The sequence below is a fragment of the Pseudonocardia sp. ZF1 genome (assembly GCF_056835605.1).
The window spans coordinates 1801044-1821194 of the sequence record NZ_JAJNBY010000001.1; the positions used below are offsets into that span (position 1 = coordinate 1801044).

18 protein-coding genes are annotated in these 20151 nt (G+C 76.1%); 11 read left to right on the top strand and 7 right to left on the bottom strand.

Annotated features, from left to right (window positions below; translation table 11 throughout):
• The first annotated feature begins 12 nt into the window (after nt 1-12).
• Together ZF1_RS08930 and ZF1_RS08935 are read left to right on the top strand one after the other, a co-directional pair.
• Complete coding sequence (locus ZF1_RS08930; RefSeq protein WP_482636975.1) at nt 13-444, top strand: hypothetical protein; 432 nt, start codon at nt 13-15, stop codon at nt 442-444.
• Between the two features lie 160 nt (nt 445-604).
• Complete coding sequence (locus ZF1_RS08935) at nt 605-775, top strand: hypothetical protein (RefSeq protein ID WP_482636976.1); 171 nt, start codon at nt 605-607, stop codon at nt 773-775.
• A 7-nt stretch (nt 776-782) separates the two neighbouring features.
• On the opposite strand, the gene ZF1_RS08940 is transcribed toward ZF1_RS08935, so the two are convergent.
• Complete coding sequence (locus ZF1_RS08940; protein WP_482636977.1) at nt 783-1958, bottom strand: acyl-CoA dehydrogenase family protein; 1176 nt, start codon at nt 1956-1958, stop codon at nt 783-785.
• 90 nt (nt 1959-2048) lie between these two features.
• Entirely contained in the window at nt 2049-2924 is an 876-nt protein-coding gene (locus ZF1_RS08945; RefSeq protein ID WP_482636978.1) for an alpha/beta fold hydrolase, read from the bottom strand.
• 66 nt (nt 2925-2990) lie between these two features.
• Between ZF1_RS08945 and ZF1_RS08950 the strand changes: the two genes are divergently transcribed.
• Nucleotides 2991-4964, top strand: a complete 1974-nt coding sequence (locus tag ZF1_RS08950) for a TIGR03960 family B12-binding radical SAM protein (RefSeq protein ID WP_251784734.1) — start codon at nt 2991-2993, stop codon at nt 4962-4964.
• Nucleotides 4957-5505: a GNAT family N-acetyltransferase gene (locus ZF1_RS08955; RefSeq protein ID WP_208819388.1), complete on the top strand. Its 549-nt coding sequence runs from the start codon at nt 4957-4959 to the stop codon at nt 5503-5505. Before ZF1_RS08950 ends, ZF1_RS08955 begins: the two co-directional genes overlap by 8 nt.
• On the opposite strand, the gene ZF1_RS08960 is transcribed toward ZF1_RS08955, so the two are convergent.
• Together ZF1_RS08960 and ZF1_RS08965 are read right to left on the bottom strand one after the other, a co-directional pair.
• Nucleotides 5448-5936: an AfsR/SARP family transcriptional regulator gene (locus tag ZF1_RS08960; RefSeq protein ID WP_251784733.1), complete on the bottom strand. Its 489-nt coding sequence runs from the start codon at nt 5934-5936 to the stop codon at nt 5448-5450. The genes ZF1_RS08955 and ZF1_RS08960 overlap by 58 nt on opposite strands.
• A 75-nt stretch (nt 5937-6011) precedes the next feature.
• A complete protein-coding gene (locus ZF1_RS08965; protein WP_482636979.1) occupies nt 6012-6827 on the bottom strand; it encodes a class I SAM-dependent methyltransferase in 816 nt (271 codons plus the stop codon).
• Nucleotides 6828-6921: 94 nt separating this feature from the next.
• Here ZF1_RS08965 and ZF1_RS08970 point away from each other — a divergent pair, with 94 nt between their 5' ends.
• The 7 genes from ZF1_RS08970 (at nt 6922) to ZF1_RS09000 (ending at nt 16034) form a co-directional block, all read left to right on the top strand.
• Nucleotides 6922-7740: a TIGR03936 family radical SAM-associated protein gene (locus tag ZF1_RS08970; RefSeq protein ID WP_179760648.1), complete on the top strand. Its 819-nt coding sequence runs from the start codon at nt 6922-6924 to the stop codon at nt 7738-7740.
• A gap of 168 nt (nt 7741-7908) precedes the next feature.
• On the top strand, nt 7909-11274 hold the full coding sequence (locus ZF1_RS08975) for a translation initiation factor IF-2 N-terminal domain-containing protein (protein ID WP_482636980.1): 3366 nt from the start codon (nt 7909-7911) through the stop codon (nt 11272-11274).
• Nucleotides 11275-11455: 181 nt separating this feature from the next.
• Complete coding sequence (rplU, locus tag ZF1_RS08980) at nt 11456-11761, top strand: 50S ribosomal protein L21 (RefSeq protein ID WP_482636981.1); 306 nt, start codon at nt 11456-11458, stop codon at nt 11759-11761.
• Nucleotides 11762-11773: 12 nt separating this feature from the next.
• On the top strand, nt 11774-12031 hold the full coding sequence (rpmA, locus tag ZF1_RS08985) for a 50S ribosomal protein L27 (protein WP_020624745.1): 258 nt from the start codon (nt 11774-11776) through the stop codon (nt 12029-12031).
• A gap of 120 nt (nt 12032-12151) precedes the next feature.
• Nucleotides 12152-13651 carry a GTPase ObgE gene (gene obgE, locus ZF1_RS08990; protein WP_073578058.1) on the top strand — a complete coding sequence of 500 codons (1500 nt, stop codon included), beginning with the start codon at nt 12152-12154 and terminating at the stop codon, nt 13649-13651.
• A gap of 7 nt (nt 13652-13658) precedes the next feature.
• Complete coding sequence (proB, locus tag ZF1_RS08995; RefSeq protein WP_482636982.1) at nt 13659-14771, top strand: glutamate 5-kinase; 1113 nt, start codon at nt 13659-13661, stop codon at nt 14769-14771.
• 24 nt (nt 14772-14795) lie between these two features.
• Entirely contained in the window at nt 14796-16034 is a 1239-nt protein-coding gene (locus tag ZF1_RS09000; protein WP_179760646.1) for a methyltransferase domain-containing protein, read from the top strand.
• Between the two features lie 168 nt (nt 16035-16202).
• Here the strand turns inward: ZF1_RS09000 and ZF1_RS09005 are convergent, their stop codons facing one another.
• The 3 genes from ZF1_RS09005 to ZF1_RS09015 form a co-directional block, all read right to left on the bottom strand.
• Complete coding sequence (locus tag ZF1_RS09005; RefSeq protein ID WP_482636983.1) at nt 16203-16574, bottom strand: hypothetical protein; 372 nt, start codon at nt 16572-16574, stop codon at nt 16203-16205.
• 3 nt (nt 16575-16577) lie between these two features.
• Nucleotides 16578-17114 carry a DUF4333 domain-containing protein gene (locus ZF1_RS09010; RefSeq protein WP_482636984.1) on the bottom strand — a complete coding sequence of 179 codons (537 nt, stop codon included), beginning with the start codon at nt 17112-17114 and terminating at the stop codon, nt 16578-16580.
• A 134-nt stretch (nt 17115-17248) separates the two neighbouring features.
• A complete protein-coding gene (locus tag ZF1_RS09015; RefSeq protein ID WP_482636985.1) occupies nt 17249-20143 on the bottom strand; it encodes an ATP-binding protein in 2895 nt (964 codons plus the stop codon).
• Nucleotides 20144-20151: the final 8 nt, after the last annotated feature.

A 20151-nucleotide genomic window follows, 5' to 3' on the forward strand; every position in this document is an offset into this window, starting at 1 on the left:
GAGGGGGCGGTCGTGCGGCACCTGGTGGGGATCCTGGTCGGGCTCGTCGGGACGGCGGTGGCGCTGGTCGTCGCCGGTGCGGGGATGGGCACCGCCTACGAGTCGATGATGCGGATGGACCTCGACCGGGTCCCCGCGGGCTCGGGCCTGCTGCTCGTCGGCGGGCTGCTCCTGGGCGCGGTGGTGCTCGCCGCGCGCCTGTCCCCGGGCGCACCGCTGACCGGGGCCGTACTGCTCCTGGCCGGCTCGGCGTGGACGCTGTTCGACCCGCAGGCGCCGTTCGTGCTGGGCCGGGGGCTCGGCTACCTCCTGAGCCTGCAGTACGGGATGCTCCTGGCCGGGCTGCTGGCCGTGGCCGCGTTCGCCGTCCCGCGGCGGCGGGCCGAACCCAGCCCGCCGCCGTCCTGGGCGCACGGCCCGTCGTCGGGGCCGGTCGTCCACTGACCGGCCCGGCCCGTTACAGGGCGGGGACGACGTCGAGGAAGCCGTGCACCTGCGCGATCCGGCCGTCGCCGTCGGTCGCTGCTGAGCGGCCTCGACCCGGCCGTGCTCGGGCCGCCGCCGAACGTGCACCGGGTCTGCCTGCACCCCGCCGGGCTCGGACGTGCTGCCGCCGCTGGTCCTCGACACCGACGACGGCACGCTGAGGTTCCACTCGGTGGTCTCGACCTTCGGCGCACCGCACGACGTCACCCTTGCCGAGCTGGCGCTGGAGACCTTCCTGCCCGCCGACGACGCCACGCGCGCCGCCCTCACCGCCCGCGCCGGCCGGTGAGCCCCGCTCAGCCCGCGACGCCCGGGGACAGCGACAGCACCGGCACCGTTCCGTTCAGCGCGAAGGCCCCGACCACCTGCTGCTTGTAGACGATCGGGTTGTGCACGGCGAGGGTGCGCGCGTTGCGCCAGTGCCGGTCCAGCGCCCGGTCGACGTCGACGGTGGACGCGCCGCCGACCTCGAACAGCTCCGAGGTCGCGTCCAGCACCAGCTGCGGCACCGTCGACTGGGCCCGGTACACGTCGAGCTCGGCGGCCGGGCCGTGGCCGGGCTCGGACAACGCCCGCTCCAGCGAGGCGGCCGCGGCGTCGACGACGGCGGCGACGGTGAACGCCGCCGCGTCGACCTTCCCGACGACCTGCTGCACCAGCGGGTCGTCCCTGGGCAGGTCGGCGTTGCCGTAGGGCCAGTTGCGGCGCCGGTCGCGGACGTAGGCGGCGGCGTCGTCGGCGGCGCGGCGGGCGATCCCGGCCAGCGCCGCCAGCTGCACCAGCTGCAGGAACCCCTGCCGGACCGGCTGGTGGGCATCGGTCGGCGCGGGCCGCACCTGGGCCGGGTCGACCTCGACCGCGGTGAACCGGGTCGTGCCGCTGGCGGTCAGCTTCTGCCCGAACCCGCGCCAGTCGTCGATCCGCTCGACACCGGGCGCGGAGGTCTCCACCAGCACGCTCACCCGGCTGCCGTCCTCGTCGAGCGCGACGACGTCGACGAGGTCGGCGTAGAGCGTGCCGGTGCAGTAGAACTTCTCGCCCTCGAGCAGCAGCCTGTCCCCGTCGCGGTGCAGCACCGTGGTGGAGGAGTTGCGCACGACGCCGCCGCGCTCGGAGATGGCGTTGCCGACGAGCCGGCCGGCCGCGACCTGCTCCAGCCGACCGCGCAGCACCGGGTCGTCGGCGGCACCGGCCGACCACAGCTCGGCGAACAGCAGGTGCGTCCGCAGCGCCTGCGGGATGTTCGAGTCCGCCGCGCCCAGCTCGACGAGCAGCGCGAACAGCTGGCGCAGCGAGGCCCCCGCGCCGCCGGCCTCCACCGGCAGCCGGACCGCGCCGAACCCGGCGTCGCGCAGGGCGGCGATCTCCTCGACGGGCAGCCTGCGGCTCAGCTCGCGCTCCACCGCGCCGGCGGCGATCTTCTCGAACAGCGGGCGGAACCGGGCGTGCAGCTCGGCGTCGGTCACGGGCACGGGGGTCTCCTGGGAGTTCGGGGACGCGCGTGGGGAGCAGGTCGGCGCCAGCGTAGGTGCCCGGCCCGCCGGTCCGCCGTGACCCGTGCCTCAGCGGGTGTGCGCCCGGGCGGCGGTCCGCACGATCCCCTCGACGAGCTCCGGCCAGACCCACCGCGGCAGGTCGTGGCCCATCCCCGGTACCTCCACCAGCTCGGCGCCGGGGACGGCCGCGGCGGTCGCACGGCCCCCGTCGGGGCGGATGACCCGGTCCTCACACCCGTGCAGCACCAGCGCCGGGCAGGTCAGCGCCCGCAGGTCCGCGGTGCGGTCCCGCTCGGCGACGATCGCCGCCAGCTGCCTGCCGGCCCCGCTGCCGTCGCCGGTCTCGCGGGCCCGCGCCCGCCGGAACGTGACGCGGACGTCCTCGTCGTCCACGGCGGTCCGGTCGTGGGAGCCGATCCGGCGGAACGACCGGACCATGCCCTCGACCGGGTCCGCGGGCGGCGGGCGCAGGAACTCCGGCAGCATCCGCGGCGCGGTCCGCCCGGTGCCGTCGCCGGGGCGGCCCATCACCGAGGTCAGCGACCGGACCAGGCCGGGGTGGCGGATCGCGGTCTCCTGGGCGACCGAGGCCCCCAGCGAGGCGCCGACCACGTGCGCCCCGGACGGCGCGACCCGGGCGATCAGCCCGCCGGTGTCGTCGGCCATGTCGGCCAGGGTGTAGACCGGCCGGGCCCGGCGGGTCAGGAACCCCCACGCCGAGATCCCGGGGCCGGACAGGTGCGTCGAGCGGCCGACGTCGCGGTTGTCGAACCGCACCACCCGGAACCCGCGGCCGGCCAGGGCGGTGCAGAGGTCCTCGCGCCACCAGTCCAGCGACAGACCCAGGCCCATCACCAGGACCACCACCGGGTCGGCCGGGTCGCCGACGGACTGGTGGCACAGCCGGACCGCGCCGACGTCGGTGTACTGCTCGGGTTCCACACCCCGCGTTCGGTCGGACGCGACCCGCCGGTTCGTCCCGAACGGACGTGGCTACCCTGGTGCAGCGTGGCACCCACCTCCGTATTCCCCGCCCTGGAGCCGATCCTGCCCCGCGTCGCCAAGCCGGTGCAGTACGTCGGCGGTGAGGGGAACTCGCAGGTCAAGCCGTGGGACTCCGCGGCCGTCCGCTGGGCACTGCTCTATCCGGACGCCTACGAGGTCGGCCTGCCCAACCAGGGCGTCCAGATCCTGTACGAGGTCCTCAACGAGCGCGCCGACGCACTGGCCGAGCGCTGCTACGCGGTCTGGCCCGATCTCGAGGCCCTGATGCGCGAGTCGGGGGTGCCGTCGTTCACCGTCGACGCCCACCACGCGGTCGGTGACTTCGACGTCCTCGGCGTCTCGTTCTCCACCGAGCTCGGATACACCAACCTGCTCACCACGCTCGACCTGGCGGGGATCCCGCTGCACGCCCGGGACCGCGACGAGAGCCACCCGGTCGTCGTCGCCGGAGGGCACGCGGCGTTCAACCCGGAGCCGGTCGCGGACTTCGTCGACGTCGCCGCGCTCGGTGACGGCGAGGAGGTCGTCGGCGACATCACCGACGTCGTGCGGGACTGGAAGGAGCAGGGACGCCCGGGCGGGCGCCGGGAGCTGCTGCTGCGGCTGTCGTCGACGCCGGGCTGCTACGTGCCGTCCCTCTACGACGTGACCTACGCCGACGACGGTCACATCGCCGCCGTCACCCCGGCCGACGAGCGGGTCCCCGCGAGCGTGCAGAAGCGCACCACGATCGAGCTGGACGACTGGCCGTACCCGAAGAAGCCGCTGGTCCCGCTGGCCGAGACCGTGCACGAGCGGGCCAGCGTCGAGATCTTCCGCGGCTGCACCCGCGGCTGCCGGTTCTGCCAGGCCGGGATGATCACCCGCCCGGTGCGGGAGCGGTCGTTGCAGGGCGTCGGCGAGATGGTCGACGCCGCCGTGCGGGCCTCGGGCTTCGACGAGGTCGGTCTGCTGTCGCTGTCGAGCGCCGACCACTCCGAGATCGCCGAGATCACCAAGGGCCTCGCCGACCGCTACGAGGGCACCAACACCTCGCTGTCGCTGCCGAGCACCCGGGTCGACGCGTTCAACATCGACCTGGCCAACGAGATCTCCCGCAACGGCCGTCGCTCGGGGCTGACCTTCGCCCCCGAGGGCGGCTCCGAGCGCATCCGCCGCGTGATCAACAAGATGGTCTCCGAGGACGACCTCATCCGGACCTGCGCCGAGGCGTTCTCCCAGGGCTGGCGGCAGGTCAAGCTGTACTTCATGTGCGGGCTGCCCACCGAGACCGACGAGGACGTCCTGGAGATCGCCGGGATGGCCTACCGGGTGATCGAGGCCGGGCGGAGGGCGTCGGGGCGCAACGACGTCCGCTGCACCATCTCCATCGGCGGGTTCGTCCCGAAGCCGCACACCCCGTTCCAGTGGGCCGCGCAGTGCCACCCCGAGGTCGTCGACTCCCGGCTGCGCAAGCTGCGCGAGGCGGTCAACGCCGACCGGAAGATCGGCCGCAACATCGGCATGCGCTACCACGACGGCGAGCCCTCGCTGATCGAGGGACTGCTCGCCCGCGGCGACCGCCGGGTCGGCGCCGTCATCGAGAAGGTCTGGCGCGACGGCGGCCGGTTCGACGGCTGGTCCGAGCACTTCTCCTACCGCCGCTGGGTCGACTCCGCCGCCGAGGCCCTGGAGCCGCAGGGGGTGTCGCTGGACTGGTTCACCACCCGCGAGCGCGACGCCGACGAGATCCTGCCCTGGGACCACCTCGACTCCGGCCTGGAGCGCGACTGGCTCTGGGAGGACTGGCAGGACGCGCTCGACGGCCGCGAGCAGGACGACTGCCGCTGGACGCCGTGCTTCGACTGCGGTGTCTGCCCGTCCACCGGTACCGACATCGAGGTCGGCCCCAGCGGGACCACCCTGCTGCCGCTGACCGTGGTCAACCCGACGGCCTCGGCCGCGGGGTCGCTCGGGGGCGCACACCCGGGTGACTGAGAACGGACTGTCCTCGATCCCGGACCCGGCCGTCGCCGACGCCGACGGATCCTCCTGGGAGTACGGCGGGAGGCGCCTGCGGGTCCGGGTCGCCGACGAGCGTGACGTCGCCGCGCTCGCCCGGCTGCGCCGCCTCTGGCTGGAGGAGCGCGCCGGGCGACCGGTCGAGGACCCGTCGTTCGCCGAGTCGTTCGCCGCCTGGTGGCGGGTCGAGCAGCCGCGGCGGGCGTTCTGGGTGGCCGAGGCGGGCAGTGACCGCGCCGGGTGGACACCGGTCGGGTCGATCAACGTGCTGGAGACCGTGCAGATGCCCCGCCCCGGGGGCCGTGGCACGCGCAGCGGGCAGGTCGGCAACGCCTTCGTCCTCGCCGCGTTCACCGAGGCGGGGGTGCCGCGGGTGCTGCTCGCGGCGGTCGTCGCGCACGCCAGGGCCCGCGGGTACCGGCGGCTGATGCTCGCCCCGACCGCGGGGAGCGCCGCGTTCTACCGGCGTGCCGGGTTCCGGCCCGCCGGCGACGCGCTGCTGGTGCTGGAGCAGTAGACCTCCTGCAGCCGCTGCCCGGCGCGGGACAGGTCGAGCCGGCGGCCGTGCAGCCAGGCGGCGAACTCCGGCACGTCCGGCTCGCAGCCCTCCAGCAGCGGCAGCGTCGCCTCGGCGACCGGCCAGTACCGCGGCCGTCGCCCGGCCAGCACGTCGAGCACGTCGACGACCGTCCCCTCGGCCGGCTCGACGCGCAGCGGGTCACCACCGAGCCGTAGCGCGTTCCCGGTGGCCCGCCGCGCCCGGCTGAGCGTCCAGCGCAGCGCGGCCCCCGGGTCCTCGGCACCGGGGAACAGGAGCCCGACGGCGCGGCAGCGCGGGACCGGGCCGCTGCTGCACAGCACGAGCGCCAGCAGCGCCCACGGCTTGCGGCCCCGGACCGGTTCCGCGGCACCCGCGCGGGGCGGGCCGAGCAGCCGGACGACGGTCACACGGCACCTCCCTGCCCGCAGGGGGAGGATGACACCGCCGCCGGGCCGCGGGAACCGGCCGTTCGGCCCCTCCTCTCAGAGGCGAACGGCCGTGACCAGCAGGTACTCGGAGTCCCAGTGGTCGCCGGTGCGGGCGGCGGTCAGCTGGTGGAGGAACGCGGCGTCCAGCTCGGCGGTCCGTTCCGGGTCGTCGGCGATGCGGGCGTAGGTGGTGACGATCGGCCCGTAGCGCTGCTTCCACCAGTCGCGGAACGCGGCCGGGGAGTCGGTGACCGCGAACCGGGCGGACCCCAGTGAGGTGTGCAGGTCCCGCACCCCGTCCCCGAGCAGCGTGCCCACGTGTGCCTCGTCCCCCCAGCGGACCGGCGGTGCCGAGCCGGGCGGCGGGGCGGGCACGAACGGGCGCAGCGTGGCGAGCAGCCCACCGACGAACCCGCCCGGTGTCCAGGAGAGCAGCCCGATCCGGCCGCCCGGACGGCAGACCCGCAGCAGCTCGGCCGCCGCCCGCTCGTGGAACGGGGCGAACATCACGCCCACGCAGGACAGCACGACGTCGAACGCGGCGTCGGGGAAGGGCAGAGCCTGGGCGTCGGCCTCGACCCACTCGAGCGCGGCCCCCCGGTCCGCGGCGAGCCGGGCGCCGACGGTCAGCAGCTCCGGGGTCAGGTCCGCGGCGACGACCGTGGCGCCGCGCAGCGCGGCCGGGATCGCCGCGTTGCCGGTGCCCGCGGCGATGTCGAGGACCCGGTCACCGGGGCCGACGGTCACCGCGTCGACGACGACCTCGCCCAGGCCGGGTATGAGTTCGGCCGCGACGGCCGGGTAGTCGCCGGAGGCCCACACGGCGCGGTGGGCCGCGCCGAGCGTGCCGAGGTCGGGAACGATGGTCATGGTGGGGTGCTCCTCCCGAGCGGCTGGTCGCCCCGCGAGGATCGGCGCGGACCGTGTGCCCGACCGTGTGCACACCCCTCCTAGACTCGGGTGCATGGCGCGCGTGAAGGCAGGAGCGGCGGCGAACCCGGCACCCCCGACGGTGCAGCGGGTCCGCCTGCGCTTCGCCAAGCGCGGACGGCTGCGGTTCCTCTCGCACCGCGACGTGGCCCGCAGCTTCGAACGCGCGGTCCGCCGGGCCGGTGTCCCGGTCTCGCACTCGCACGGCTTCAGCCCGCACCCGCGGCTGTCCTGGGTCGGCGCCGCCCCGACCGGGGCGGCCAGCGAGGCCGAGTACGTCGAGATGGGGCTGACCCGCGAGGTCGACCCGGAGCTGGTCCGGGAGGCCATGGACCGGGCGCTGCCCGACGGGCTCGACGTCGTCGCGGCGGCGGTCGCGACGCCGCCCGCGCTGGCCGACCGGATCGACGCCGCCCGCTGGCGGCTCGAGATCCGCGGGCTCGACCCCGCCGAGGTGCGGTCCGCGGTCGAGCGGTTCCTCGCCGAGACCTCGGTCGTGGTGACCCGGGTGACCCCGTCCGGGCGCAAGGAGATCGACGTGCGCGCCGCCGTCGTGACTCTGTCGGTCGAACCGCAGGTGAACGGCACACCGGCCGATCATGACCCGTCCGGGGCGGCGGGTTCCCCGGGTTCGGTCACCGACTGTGCGATACTGACGGCGGTCGTACGGCTGACGACACCGACCGTCCGACCCGATGACGTACTGGGCGCGCTCACCGTCGTCGCAGACCTGGCGCCGCCGGTACCGGTGACGGCCACCCGGTTGGCGCAGGGCCTGCTCGACGACGGGGGCGACCTGGTGGATCCGCTCGGTGCGGTCCCGGCGACCCGGGCCCGGCCGGACGGTTCCTGACACGGACGGCACTTCCCGCCTCCGGTCCGGCGTCGAGCACCATCCCCGAAGACCGGGGAGCGACACCAGATGTGCCGTACCGCGCAACCCGCGCGAGCTGCGGAACGTACGCGCAAGGTCCCTGAGCGGCCGCCTCCGACGTGAGGCGCCCGGGGGCGAAGGAGCTGAATGTCCGTGAACGACGCGCCCGCCGGTAGCACCGGCGGGCTCTCCGAGCTGCCGGAGAAGATGCGGGTCCACGCCCTGGCCAAGCTGCTGGGCACGGCGAGCCGCGATGTCCTGGCGACCCTGGTCGGTCTGGGCCAGGAGGTCCGTAGCGCCCAGTCCAGCATCACCCGTGCGACGGCCGAGCAGGTCGTCGCGGCGCTGCGCCCGGTCACGGACGCGGCCGGGGCCACCTCCCCGGACCTCGCCGACGGTGCCGAGCCCGCCGCGGCGGAGCCCGCCCCCGCGGCCGGCGCGCCGGACGCCGCCCTCGCCGAGGCCGCGGCCGTACTCGACATCGGCCCCGCCGACGCCGGGGACGCGACCACCGAGGTCCCGGCGAACCCGTTCGACACCGGTTCCAGTGCCTCCCGGGGCGGGTCCGCGCCCGCACTGGCGCCGGTCTTCGCCGTCCCGATGTTCCAGGCCCCCACCGCCCAGGGCGCCGCGCAGACCGCCCCGGCGGCGGCCGAGCCCGCCGGCGACGACGCGGCCGAGCAGCCCGGTGGCGAGGACGGCACCGACGGCGGCCCCCGCCGCGGCCGCAAGAGCCGCCGCCGCAAGGACCGCGACACCGACACCACCGCGGCCCCGGCCGCGGACACCGGGGCCACCACCCCGGCCGCCGACGACGCCGACGGGACCACCGACGCCGACGACCGGGGCGACGGCTCCGACGACGACGGCGAGGACGAGAACGGCAACCGTCGCCGCCGCCGCCGGGGCCGTCGTGGCCGCGGCCGCGGCAAGGGCGGCGAGGACTCCGGCGAGGACGGTGACGACTCGGAGGACTCCGACGAGTCCGGTTCCGAGGACCCCGGTTCCACCGGGGCCGACTCCGAGGACTCCGACGACGCCGACGACGACTCCGACGAGCAGTCCTCGGGCGGCTCGCGCCGCCGGCGGCGCCGTCGTCGTCGCGGGGGGTCCGACGTCGAGGACCGTTCCGAGGACGACCCGCCCAACACCGTCACCCGGGTCCGCGAGGCCCGGAGCGAGTCCCGCCAGGACTCCGGGTCGTCCTCCGACGACCAGGTCCAGGGCGTGCGCGGCTCCACCCGGCTCGAGGCCAAGCGCCAGCGCCGGCGGGACGGCCGCGACGCGGGCCGCCGCCGTCCGCCGATCCTGTCCGAGTCGGAGTTCCTGGCCCGGCGCGAGTCGGTCGACCGCCAGATGGTGATCCGCCAGCGCTCCGACCGCACCGAGATCGGCGTGCTCGAGGACGACATCCTCGTCGAGCACTTCATCACCGGCGGCAACTCCGGCAGCTCGATGGTCGGCAACGTCTACCTCGGCCGCGTGCAGAACGTGCTGCCCTCGATGGAGGCGGCCTTCGTCGACATCGGGCGCGGCCGCAACGCCGTGCTCTACGCCGGTGAGGTCGACTGGGACGCCGCCGGCCTCAACGGCAAGGCGCGCAAGATCGAGCAGGCGCTGTCCTCCGGCGACCAGGTGCTGGTGCAGGTCACGAAGGACCCGGTCGGCCACAAGGGTGCCCGGCTGACCACGCAGATCTCCCTCGCCGGCCGCTTCCTGGTCTACGTGCCCTCCGGCGGCGCCGCGGGGATCTCCCGCAAGCTGCCCGACACCGAGCGCAAGCGCCTCAAGGAGATGCTGAAGGAGATCGTCCCGGCCGACGCCGGTGTGATCATCCGGACCGCCTCCGAGGGTGTCTCGCACGAGGCCCTCGAGCGCGACGTCCGCCGCCTGCAGGCGCAGTGGGAGGTCGTCAAGGAGAAGGCGAACAAGACCGGCCCGGGCGCGCCCAAGGCCCCGACGCTCCTCTACGAGGAGCCGGACATGCTGGTCAAGGTCGTCCGCGACCAGTTCAACGAGGACTTCTCGAAGCTGATCGTGTCCGGCGCCGACGCCTGGGACACCGTGTCCGGCTACGTCGGGCACGTCGCGCCCGAGCTCACCGACCGGATGCACCGCCACACCGGCCCGTCCGACGTCTTCACCGAGTACCGGATCGACGAGCAGCTGCTCAAGGCGCTGGACCGCAAGGTCTGGCTGCCCTCGGGCGGCACCCTGGTGATCGACCGGACCGAGGCGATGACCGTCGTCGACGTCAACACCGGCAAGTTCACCGGCTCCGGCGGCAACCTCGAGGAGACCGTCACCCGCAACAACCTGGAGGCGGCCGAGGAGGTCGTCCGCCAGCTGCGGCTGCGTGACATCGGCGGGATCATCGTCGTCGACTTCATCGACATGGTGCTCGAGGCGAACCGGGACCTGGTCCTGCGCCGCCTCACCGAGTGCCTCGCCCGGGACCGCACCCGCCACCAGGTCGCCGAGGTGACCTCGCTCGGCCTGGTCCAGATGACCCGCAAGCGGGTCGGCGGCGGGCTGCTGGAGCACTTCTCCACCACCTGCGAGCACTGCCGCGGGCGGGGCGTGATCGTCTCGACCGACACCGGGCCGGACCACCAGCACGGCCGTTCCGGCAACGGCGCGCAGCACGGGAACGGCTCCGGCAACGGGAACGGCAACGGCGGCGGCTCCGGCAACGGGTCCGGCTCCGGGAACGCCGGCAACGGCGACTCCGACGGCGGCGGGCGTCGCCGTCGTCGCCGCGGCGGCAACGGCAACGGCGAGTCCGGCAACGGCGAGTCCGGCCACGCCGCCTCTGGCAACGGGGACGCCGACCGCCACGACGCCGACCGCCACGCGCCCGACCGCAACGGCTCCGGGCACCGCAACGGTGCCGACCGTGCCGAGGACCGGGACGGCTCCGGCGAGACCGGGCGCGTCGACGCCGCCGCGGGTGCCGCGGCCGTCGCCGCGGGCAGTACCCCGAAGGGCGACGACGGCGCGGCCGCCGGGTCCACCGGGGTTTCCGTCCCGGCCACGGCCGACACCACCGTCACCGACGCCGCACCCGCACCGGCCCCGGCCGACGACGAGACCGTCGTCGCCGAGCCGCGCGGTGAGCTGACCGGTTCGGCCGCCCCGGTGGTCGCCGAGCCCACCGGGGCCCCGCAGGCCGCGACACCGGCCCAGGACGTGGCCCCTGCCCAGGACGTGGCCCCGGAGCCGGCGGGGACGCCCCCTGCCGCCCCGGAGCCCGACGCACCCGCACCGCGCCGCCGCCGGGTCAGCCGCTCCGGCGGCGCCCCGGTCCGCGGTGGTGAGGCGGTGGTCATCACGACCGCCTCGACGCCGGAGGAGTCCGCTCCGCCGGCGGCCACGACGGCACCGGCCGACGCGGGAACGGCGGCCGCTCCGGCCGTCGCCGCGCAGCCGGAGCCCGCCGCGGCCGTCACCCGTACCCGCCGTCCACGCCGGGCGGCCTCCCGTCCGGCGGGTCCGCCCCAGGACGGAGGGTGACGGCGACCCCGGCGGAGAGCACTCCGACGGGGTCGCGTAACCTTGACCGACAGAAGCCACGCCTCTGCACACGACAGTGTTCGGCACGGGGGCCGTGGTGTGCGCGCCGGGGACCGGCGCGAGCTGTGAAAGCCCGAGCGCACCAGATGCGCCCCCGATGTTCAGGAGTCGTGCGTCAGCGATGTACGCGATCGTCAAGACCGGCGGCAAGCAGTACAAGGTGGCCGTCGACGACGTGGTCACCGTCGAGAAGCTCGACGGTGAGCCCGGCGCCGAGATCATTCTGCCCGCCGTTCTGCTCGTCGACGGCGACCAGGTGACCACCGACGCCAGCGGCCTCACCTCCGCGGTGACGGCCACCGTCGTCGAGCAGACCAAGGGTCCGAAGATCCGGATCCACAAGTTCAAGAACAAGACCGGGTACCACAAGCGTCAGGGGCACCGTCAGCCCCTGACGAAGGTCCAGGTCACCGCGATCGGCAAGTAAGGAGCCCGCGTCATGGCACACAAGAAGGGTGCGTCCAGCTCCCGTAACGGTCGCGACTCCAACGCCCAGTACCTGGGTGTGAAGCGTTTCGGCGGCCAGTCGGTCAAGGCCGGCGAGATCCTCATCCGTCAGCGCGGCACCGCCACCCACCCGGGTGTCAACGTCGGGCGCGGCAAGGACGACACGCTTTTCGCCCTCGCCGCCGGGACCGTCGAGTTCGGTTCCAAGCGCGGCCGCAAGACCGTGAACATCGTGCCGGCCGAGGTCTGAGCGACCCGCCAGCACAGCGACGCCGACGGCGGGTCACCCCGGTAACGGGGGGCCCGCCGTTCGTCGTGTCACCACCCACCGCGGCCCCGCCGCGGTTACGACAACGACAGGAGCACCGTCATGTCCCGGTTCGTGGACCGCGTCGTGCTGCACGCGACCGCGGGTGCCGGGGGCAACGGCTGCGCCTCGGTACACCGCGAGAAGTTCAAGCCGCTCGGCGGCCCCGACGGCGGCAACGGCGGCCGGGGCGGCTCGGTCGTGCTCGTCGTCGACGCGGGTGTGCACACGCTGCTCGACTACCACCACCGCCCCCGTGCGGAGGCGAAGAACGGCACGCAGGGGCAGGGTGCGTTCAAGCAGGGCGCGAACGCCCCGGACCTGGAGCTGCGGGTCCCCGACGGCACCGTCGTTCTCGACGCCGGTGGCGAGGTCGTCGCCGACCTGGTCGGTGTCGGCACCCGGTTCGTCGCCGCCGAGGGCGGACGGGGCGGGCTCGGCAACGCCGCGCTGTCCTCCGCCGCCCGCAAGGCCCCCGGCTTCGCGCTGCTCGGTGAGCCCGGCGACGAGGTCGAGCTGACCCTGGAGCTGCGCAGCCTCGCCGACGTCGGCCTCGTCGGGTTCCCCAGCGCCGGCAAGTCCTCGCTGGTGGCGGCCCTGTCCGCGGCCCGCCCGAAGATCGCCGACTACCCGTTCACCACCCTCGTGCCCCAGCTCGGCGTGGTCAGCGCGGGGGACGACACCTTCACCGTCGCCGACGTCCCCGGCCTCATCCCGGGTGCCGCCGAGGGCCGCGGCCTCGGCCTGGAGTTCCTGCGCCACATCGAGCGCTGCTCGGTGCTGGTGCACGTCGTGGACTGCGCGACCTTCGAGACCGAGCGCGACCCGGTGTCCGACATCGAGGCACTGGAGACCGAGCTGGCGCACTACGCCGAGGCTCTCGGCACCAGCGCGCTGGGGGAGCGGATCGACCAGCGCCCGCGCCTGGTCGCGCTCAACAAGATCGACGTCCCGGACGCCGCGGACCTGGTCGACATGGTCCGCGAGGACCTGACCGAGCGCTTCGGCTGGCCGGTGTACGCGATCTCCACCGCGTCCCGGGCCGGGCTGCGGGAGCTGAGCTTCGCGATGGCCGAGCGGGTCGCCGCGGCCCGTGCCGCGCGCCCGGAGGCCGAGCCGAGCCGGATCGTGCTGCGCCCGCGCGCCGTCGACGACACCGGCTTCACCATCACGCCCGACCCGGAGCTCGACGGCGGGTTCATCGTGCGCGGGGAGCGCCCCGAGCGGTGGATCCGCCAGACCGCGTTCGAGAACGACGAGGCCGTCGGCTACCTCGCCGACCGGCTCGCCCGGCTCGGCGTGGAGGAGGCGCTCGCCAAGGCCGGAGCCGTCCCCGGCTGCCCGGTCACCGTCGGCCAGGTCACCTTCGACTGGGAGCCGTCCACCCCGGCCGGCGTCGCCGCCCTGCTCACCGGGCGCGGCACCGACATCCGGCTGGAGGGCAACGACCGGGTCGGCGCCGCCGAGCGCAAGCGCGCCCGGGGCGCGCGCCGGAACCACCTGTCCGACGCCGAGCTCGCCGCGGGCGCCCGCTACTCGTCGGACCACGAGATCGAGGAGTGAGACCCGCGTGAGCACGCGCGCCGCACTGGGTGCGGCGAAGCGGATCGTGGTGAAGGTCGGGTCGTCGTCGCTGACGAGCCTGACCGGTGGTCTCGACCCGGCCCGGCTCGACGCCCTGGTCGACGCCCTGGTGGGGCGTCGCGCCGCCGGTGCGCAGGTCGTGCTCGTCTCCTCGGGGGCGATCGCGGCCGGCCTCGCGCCGCTACAGCTGCGACGCCGGCCGCGTGACCTGGCGACCCAGCAGGCCGCCGCGTCGGTCGGGCAGCTGCTGCTCGCCCACGCCTACTCGGCGTCGTTCGCCCGGCACGGGCAGGGCATCGGGCAGGTGCTGCTCACCGCCGACGACATGATCCGCCGCTCGAACTACCGCAACGCCCAGCGCACCCTGGAGCGGCTGCTGCAGCTCGGGTCGCTTCCGGTGGTCAACGAGAACGACACCGTCGCCACCGCCGAGATCCGGGTGGGCGACAACGACCGGCTCGCCGCGCTCGTCGCGCACATCGTCGGCGCCGACGCGCTCGTGCTGCTCTCCGACGTCGCCGGCCTCTACGACGGCCACCCGCGCGACCCCGGGACGTCGCTGATCACCGAGGTCGACGACCCGGCCGAGCTCGCGGGGGTCAGCGTCACCCGCCCCGGGTCGGGACTGGGCACCGGCGGCATGGCCACCAAGGTCGAGGCGGCCGCGATGGCGTCGGCGGCCGGGATCCCGGTGCTGCTGACCTCCGCCGACCGGATCGCCGATGCCCTGGCCACCACCGAGGACGGCCCGGAGGGCGGCACCGTGTTCCGCGCCGCCGGGACCCGGATGGGTGCCCGCCGGTTCTGGCTGCGGCACGCCGCCGACGTCCGTGGGGCCCTCGACCTCGACGACGGCGCGGTCGAGGCCGTCCGCCGCCGTCGCCGCTCGCTGCTCGCCGCCGGGGTGCACGGCGTGTCCGGTGACTTCGACGCCGGCGACGTCGTCGAGCTGCTCGCCCCCGGTGGACGGGCCATCGCACGGGGTGTCGTCTCCTACGACGCGACCGAGCTGCCGCACATGATCGGCCGCCGGACCCGCGAGCTGCCGCCCGAGCAGCGGCGCGAGCTCGTCCACGCGGACGACCTCGTTCTGCTCTAGACGGCGGCAGGGCACAATGCCCGCATGTCGGCCGACCGCGCCCGTTCCGCGCTGGTCGCGTCCCTGGTCCGCGACGGCCGGGTGCGCACCCCCGCGGTCCGCGCGGCACTGGAGACGGTGCCGCGCCACCTGTTCCTGCCGGCCCTCGACCCCGGCGGGGCCTACGCCGACGTCGCCGTCCCGATCAAGGTCGACGACGGCGTGACGGTCAGCTCGGTCTCCCAGCCGTCGATGGTCGCGATCATGCTGGAACAGCTGGAGGCCGGGCCGGGACACCGGGTGCTGGAGATCGGTGCGGGGGCCGGCTGGAACGCGGCGCTGCTGGCGGAGCTGGTCGGTCCGGACGGGGCCGTGACCACCCTCGACATCGACGACGACCTGGTCGCCGGGGCCCGGGCGAACCTGGACGCCGCCGGGTACGACGACGTCGACGTCGTCGTCGGGGACGGGGCGCTCGGGTACCCGCCCGCGGCGCCCTACGACCGGATCGAGCTGACCGTCGGCTCCACCGGCGTCCGGCCGGAGTGGGCCGCCCAGCTCGCGCCCGGCGGCCGGCTGCTGCTGCCGCTCACGGTGCGCGGCAGCCAGCTGTCGGTGGCGTTCGCCCACACCGCTCCGGGACGGCTGCACTCGCGGTCGGTGCGCAGCTGCGCGTTCGTCCGGCTGCGCGGGGAGGGTGCCGACCCGGGCGCCGAGGTCGCGCTGCCGGACGGCCGGTGGCGGGTGCAGCCCGCCTGCGGCTCCGATGACGCCGACGTCCCGGACCCGCGGGCGCTGGCCCGCGCGACCACGGGTGCGGGCTCCGACCGGCCGGTGGCCGCGGCGGGCACGGTGGCGGATCTGTGGGACGGGCTCGGGCTGTGGTGCGCGGTCGCGGACCCGGGGGTGGTGCGGCTGTTCGGCCCGGCCGAGGGTGGGGCGGCACCGGCGCTGTTCGACCTCGGTGGTGTCCGCGCGACGCTGGGCCTGGTCGCGGGCGACGGGTGCGCGGTGCTGCTGGCGAACCCGGAGGCGACGGTGCGGGCCTGCGGGCCGGACGGTGACCGCGCCGCCGAACGGCTGGCCGGGCTGGTCGCGGGGTGGGTCGACGCGGGCCGGCCGCACGCGGCGGACCTGCGGATCGAGGCGGTCGTCCCGTCGCTCGCCGGTCCCGGTGGCGGTGCGGAGCGCGGGTCCGTTGTGGACCGGGCCGGGCCGGCGGACGTGGTGGTGGACGGCGCGGGTACCCGGCTGACGCTGCGCTGGGGCCCGGCCTCGGCCTGACACGCGGGGACACGGCCCGGAGCCGGGCCCGGGGCGACACGGTCCCGCACCGCTGCGGCGGCGCGGAGCCCGTGGCCCGGTGCCCCGGCCCACCCGGCGTCCCCGGGCGGGCCGCCGGCGGACCCCGCGCCCGCCGGCGGCCGGCCCGCGGTGACCGGGGCACGGTGCTCACCGGGACCGGGTCGTCCGCTTCGGACCCGTCGTCTTCGTCGTGGTCCGCGGCGCCGCGGTCGCCCGGGGTGCCGGGGTCCGCGCGGCGGTGGTCCGCGGTGTGCCCGGGGACCGGGCGACGACCGTGCGGTGGTGGTCGTGGTCGTGGTCGTCGTCGTCGAGCGCGGAGACCGGCACCCACCGCGGCCCGGCCGGTGACACGACCGCCTCGGGCGCCGGGCAGACGGCCGGGTCCACCTCGAGGTAGTCGTCGCCGTCGGCCTCCAGGACCCCGCACACCTGCCGTTCCGGTCCGGTCGAGCAGGCGGTCAGCGGGGCGCCGGCGACGACGACCAGTGCGAGTGCGGAGAGCCAGGTCGCGGTCCGCACGGCTCAGACCTGCTCGACGTCGAAGTTGACCAGACCGCCCTGGATCTCGGTCACGGTCGCGCGGACGTCGATCGAGTCCTCGCCGGAGGTGACGCGGCAGCCGACGGCCTGGCCGGTGGTGGGGGCGAGGTCGCCGTCGCAGGTGGTGGTGTCGATCGGGACGCCGGCGTTCTGCGCGACGAGCGAGCCGACGGTGTCCTGCAGCAGGGCCTTCGGCACCGCGCGGGGCTCGGTGGTGATGTCGAAGGAGACGTTGTCCCCGTCGACGGCGGTGACGGTGACGACCGCGCCGACCGGCTGGCCACCGGAGTGGAACTCGCAGGTCCGGCTCGCCCCGACGGTCGCGTCGAGGTCGGTGGCGCAGTCGGCCTTCCCGTTGTCGAGGGAGACGCCCTGCGCGCCCAGCTTGCTGACGATCTGCTGCTCGACGCTGTCCGCCGGGACGGAGGCGAGGCTGCAGGCCGTGGTGCCGAACAGGACGGTGCCGGTCGCCGCGGCGACCAGGCCGAGCCGGGCGAGGCTGCGCAGGGTGGCGTTCATAGTGTCTCCTCGGGTGGTGGCCCCGGCGGCCCGGGCGGCCGGTGGGGCGAACACCACGAACTCTGCGGTGGGCCACTGGCACTCCACTTGCAGCGGCCTTGCAGGGTCCTGCACGCGGTCCCGCGGAGCGCGGCTCAGGCGCTCCGGCCCACCACCACCCGGGTGGCGACGGTGCCGCCGTCAGCGAGCTCGTCGAGGACCGCGGCGATCGCCGCCCGCCCACCCGCGACGCCCTCGGTGAACGCGGTGGCGTACCGCTCCGCCGAGCCGCCGAGCGCGGCCCGGACCAGGGCGACGTTGCGCTCGGAGTCCTGCGGGTCCATCTCCTCGGGCCGGTAGCCGACCTCGCCGCCGACCGCGGACACCGCCCCCAGCAGCCGGGCGCCCCGCGCTCCGTCGCCGGACTGTCCCAGCGCGCCCGCGAGCGTGTGCACCGCGACCAGCCAGGACGTCACGTCGGGTTCGCCACCGAGGAACCGCACGAGCGACTCCGCCTCGTCCAGCGCAGCCGGATCGCCGCGGTCGAGCAGGGTCTTCACCAGGTGCCAGCGCGAGGACCCGTCGGCGAACCCGTGCCCGGCCCGCCGCGCCACGGCCACCGCGGACCGCAGCACGTCCAGCGCCGTCGCCGTGTCCCCGCCGAGGCGCGCGAGGTGCCCGGCGGCCATCAGCGTCTCGGACTCACCGGGGCCGTCCCCGGCCGCGCGCGAGACCGCGAGTGCCTCGCCCAGCAGGGCCTGCGCGGCCGCCGGGTCGGCCGCCGCGGCCAGGTAGGCGCGGAACGCCAGCCCGCGGGCGACCTTCGTCGGGTGCCGGGCCGGGTCCATCCGTTCCAGCCCGGCGGCGACGTCGGCGGCCGCACCGGCCGGGTCGCCGGCCAGGTAGCGCAGGGGACCGGAGGCGAAGTGCGCCAGCCCGACGGCCTCCGGGTCGGCGTCCGGCCCGGCCGCGGCCAGCGTGGCGGTGGCCCACCCGATGCCCTCGGCGACCCGGCCGAAGCGGTACCAGTACCAGCCCATCGCCCCGGCCAGGCGCAGCGCGTCGTCGACCGCGGCGGCACCGCCGTCGGCCAGCGCGGCACCGAACGCGGCCCGCACGTTCGGCTGCTCGGCGCGGACCCGCCCGAACCAGCGGGCCGCGTCGTGGCCGAGCCACGCGGCGTCGGCCTCGGTGACGACGTCGAGGACCCAGCGCCGGTGCGCGGTGCGGGCCGCGGTGCGCGCGGCGTCGTCGAGCAGGGTGTCGCCGAAGGCCCGCAGGGTCTCCAGCAGCGCGAACCGGCGGGGGCCCGGCGCACCGGTGTCGACGCCGACCAGGGACTTCGCGACGAGCGTGGCCAGCCCGTCGCGGACCGGCACCCCGGCGACGGCGGCGGCCGCGGCCGCGTCGAACCCACCGGTGAACACCGACAGCGCCCCGAACAGCCGCCGGTCGGCCGGGCCGAGGTCGTCGACCGACAGCGCGATGGTGTGCTCCAGGCTCCGGTGCCGGGCGGGGGTGCCCCGGCCGGCCCCCACGAGCAGGGAGAACCGGTCGTCGAGGGCGTCGGCGATCTCCCCGACCGACAGGGTGCGGCTGCGGGCGGCCGCCAGCTCGACGGCCAGCGGGAGCCCGTCGAGCCGGGCGCAGACCTCGGCGACGCGGGCCCGGTCGTCGCCGGTGGGGGCCGCACCGGGGGCCGCGGCCGACGCGCGGTCCAGGAACAGCTGCTCGGCCGCGGCGGAGGACAGCGGCGCGAGCTCCAGCAGCTGCTCACCGGGCAGGTCGACGGGCTCGCGGCTGGTCGCGACCACCCGCACGCCGGGGCACGCGGGCAGCAGCGTGGTGAGCAGCTCGGCGACGGCGTCGAGGACGTGCTCGCAGTTGTCGAGCACCAGCAGGCCGGGGCGGCCGGCCAGGGCGGCGGCGAGCTGGTCGGCGCCCTGGGCGGTGAGCACCCCAGCGGCCTCGGCGACGACCGGGGCGAGCAGCGCGCCGGAGGTCCCCGGGGCGAGGTCGGCGAGCTCGGCCCACCACACCGGACCGCCCGCGTCGGCGGCGAGCGCCAGCGCCACGCGGGTCTTGCCCACCCCGCCGGGGCCGACGACGGTGACGAGCCGGTGGGCGTCGAGGGCGGCGCGCAGCCCGGCGAGGTCGTCGTCGCGGCCGAGCAGCGCCGTCGACGGCACCGGCAGCGGCCTGCGGGTGGTCCCGGCGGCGGGCGCCGGGGCGTCGGCGGCGGGGGCCCGGCGCAGCAGCTCCGGGTCGTGGGCGAGCACCGCCCGCTCGGTCGCGGCGAGGCCGGGCCCCGGGTCGACGCCGAGCTCCTCGGCGAGCAGGTCCCGCGCGGTCCGCAGGACGGCGAGGGCGTCGGCCTGGCGCCCGGCGCGGTAGAGCGCGCGGGCCCGCAGCTCCCACGCGCGCTCGCGCAGGGGGTACTCGGTGGTGAGCGCGGCCAGGTCGTCGAGCAGCGTCACGTCCTCGCCGGTGGCGAGCGCGGCAGCGGCCCGGTCCTCGCGGATCCCGGCGCGCAGCTCGGTCAGCGCGGCCACCTCGGCGGCCAGGAAGGCACGGTCGGCGAGGTCGCCGAACGGGGTGCCGTCGCCGGTGGCCAGCGCCAGGTCCAGCACGGACACCGCCTCGTGCGGGCGTCGCTGCGCCAGCGCGGTCGCGCCGCGGGCGGCGAGCTCGCGCATCGCCCACACGTCGACCTGCTCGGGCCGGACGGCCAGGGCGTAGCCGCCGCTGCCGCGGACCAGCACCGTCGCGGCCCCGCGGGCCGAGCGGCCGGGCTCCAGGACACCGCGCAGCCGGGCGACGTAGGTGTGCAGCGCCTGCTTCGCGGCCGGGGCGGGTTCGGAGTCCCAGACGGCGTCGATGAGCAGGTCCTCGGTGGCCGGACGCCCGGCCGCGACGACGAGCGCGGCGAGCAGTGCCCGCGGGCGCGGCCCGCCGAGCGCCAGGTCGTCGCCGTCACGGCTCGCCCGCACACCACCGAGGACCGAGAGCTGCAGTGACGACGCCTGCGGGGAGACCGCCTCCGCAGGCACGGCAGGAC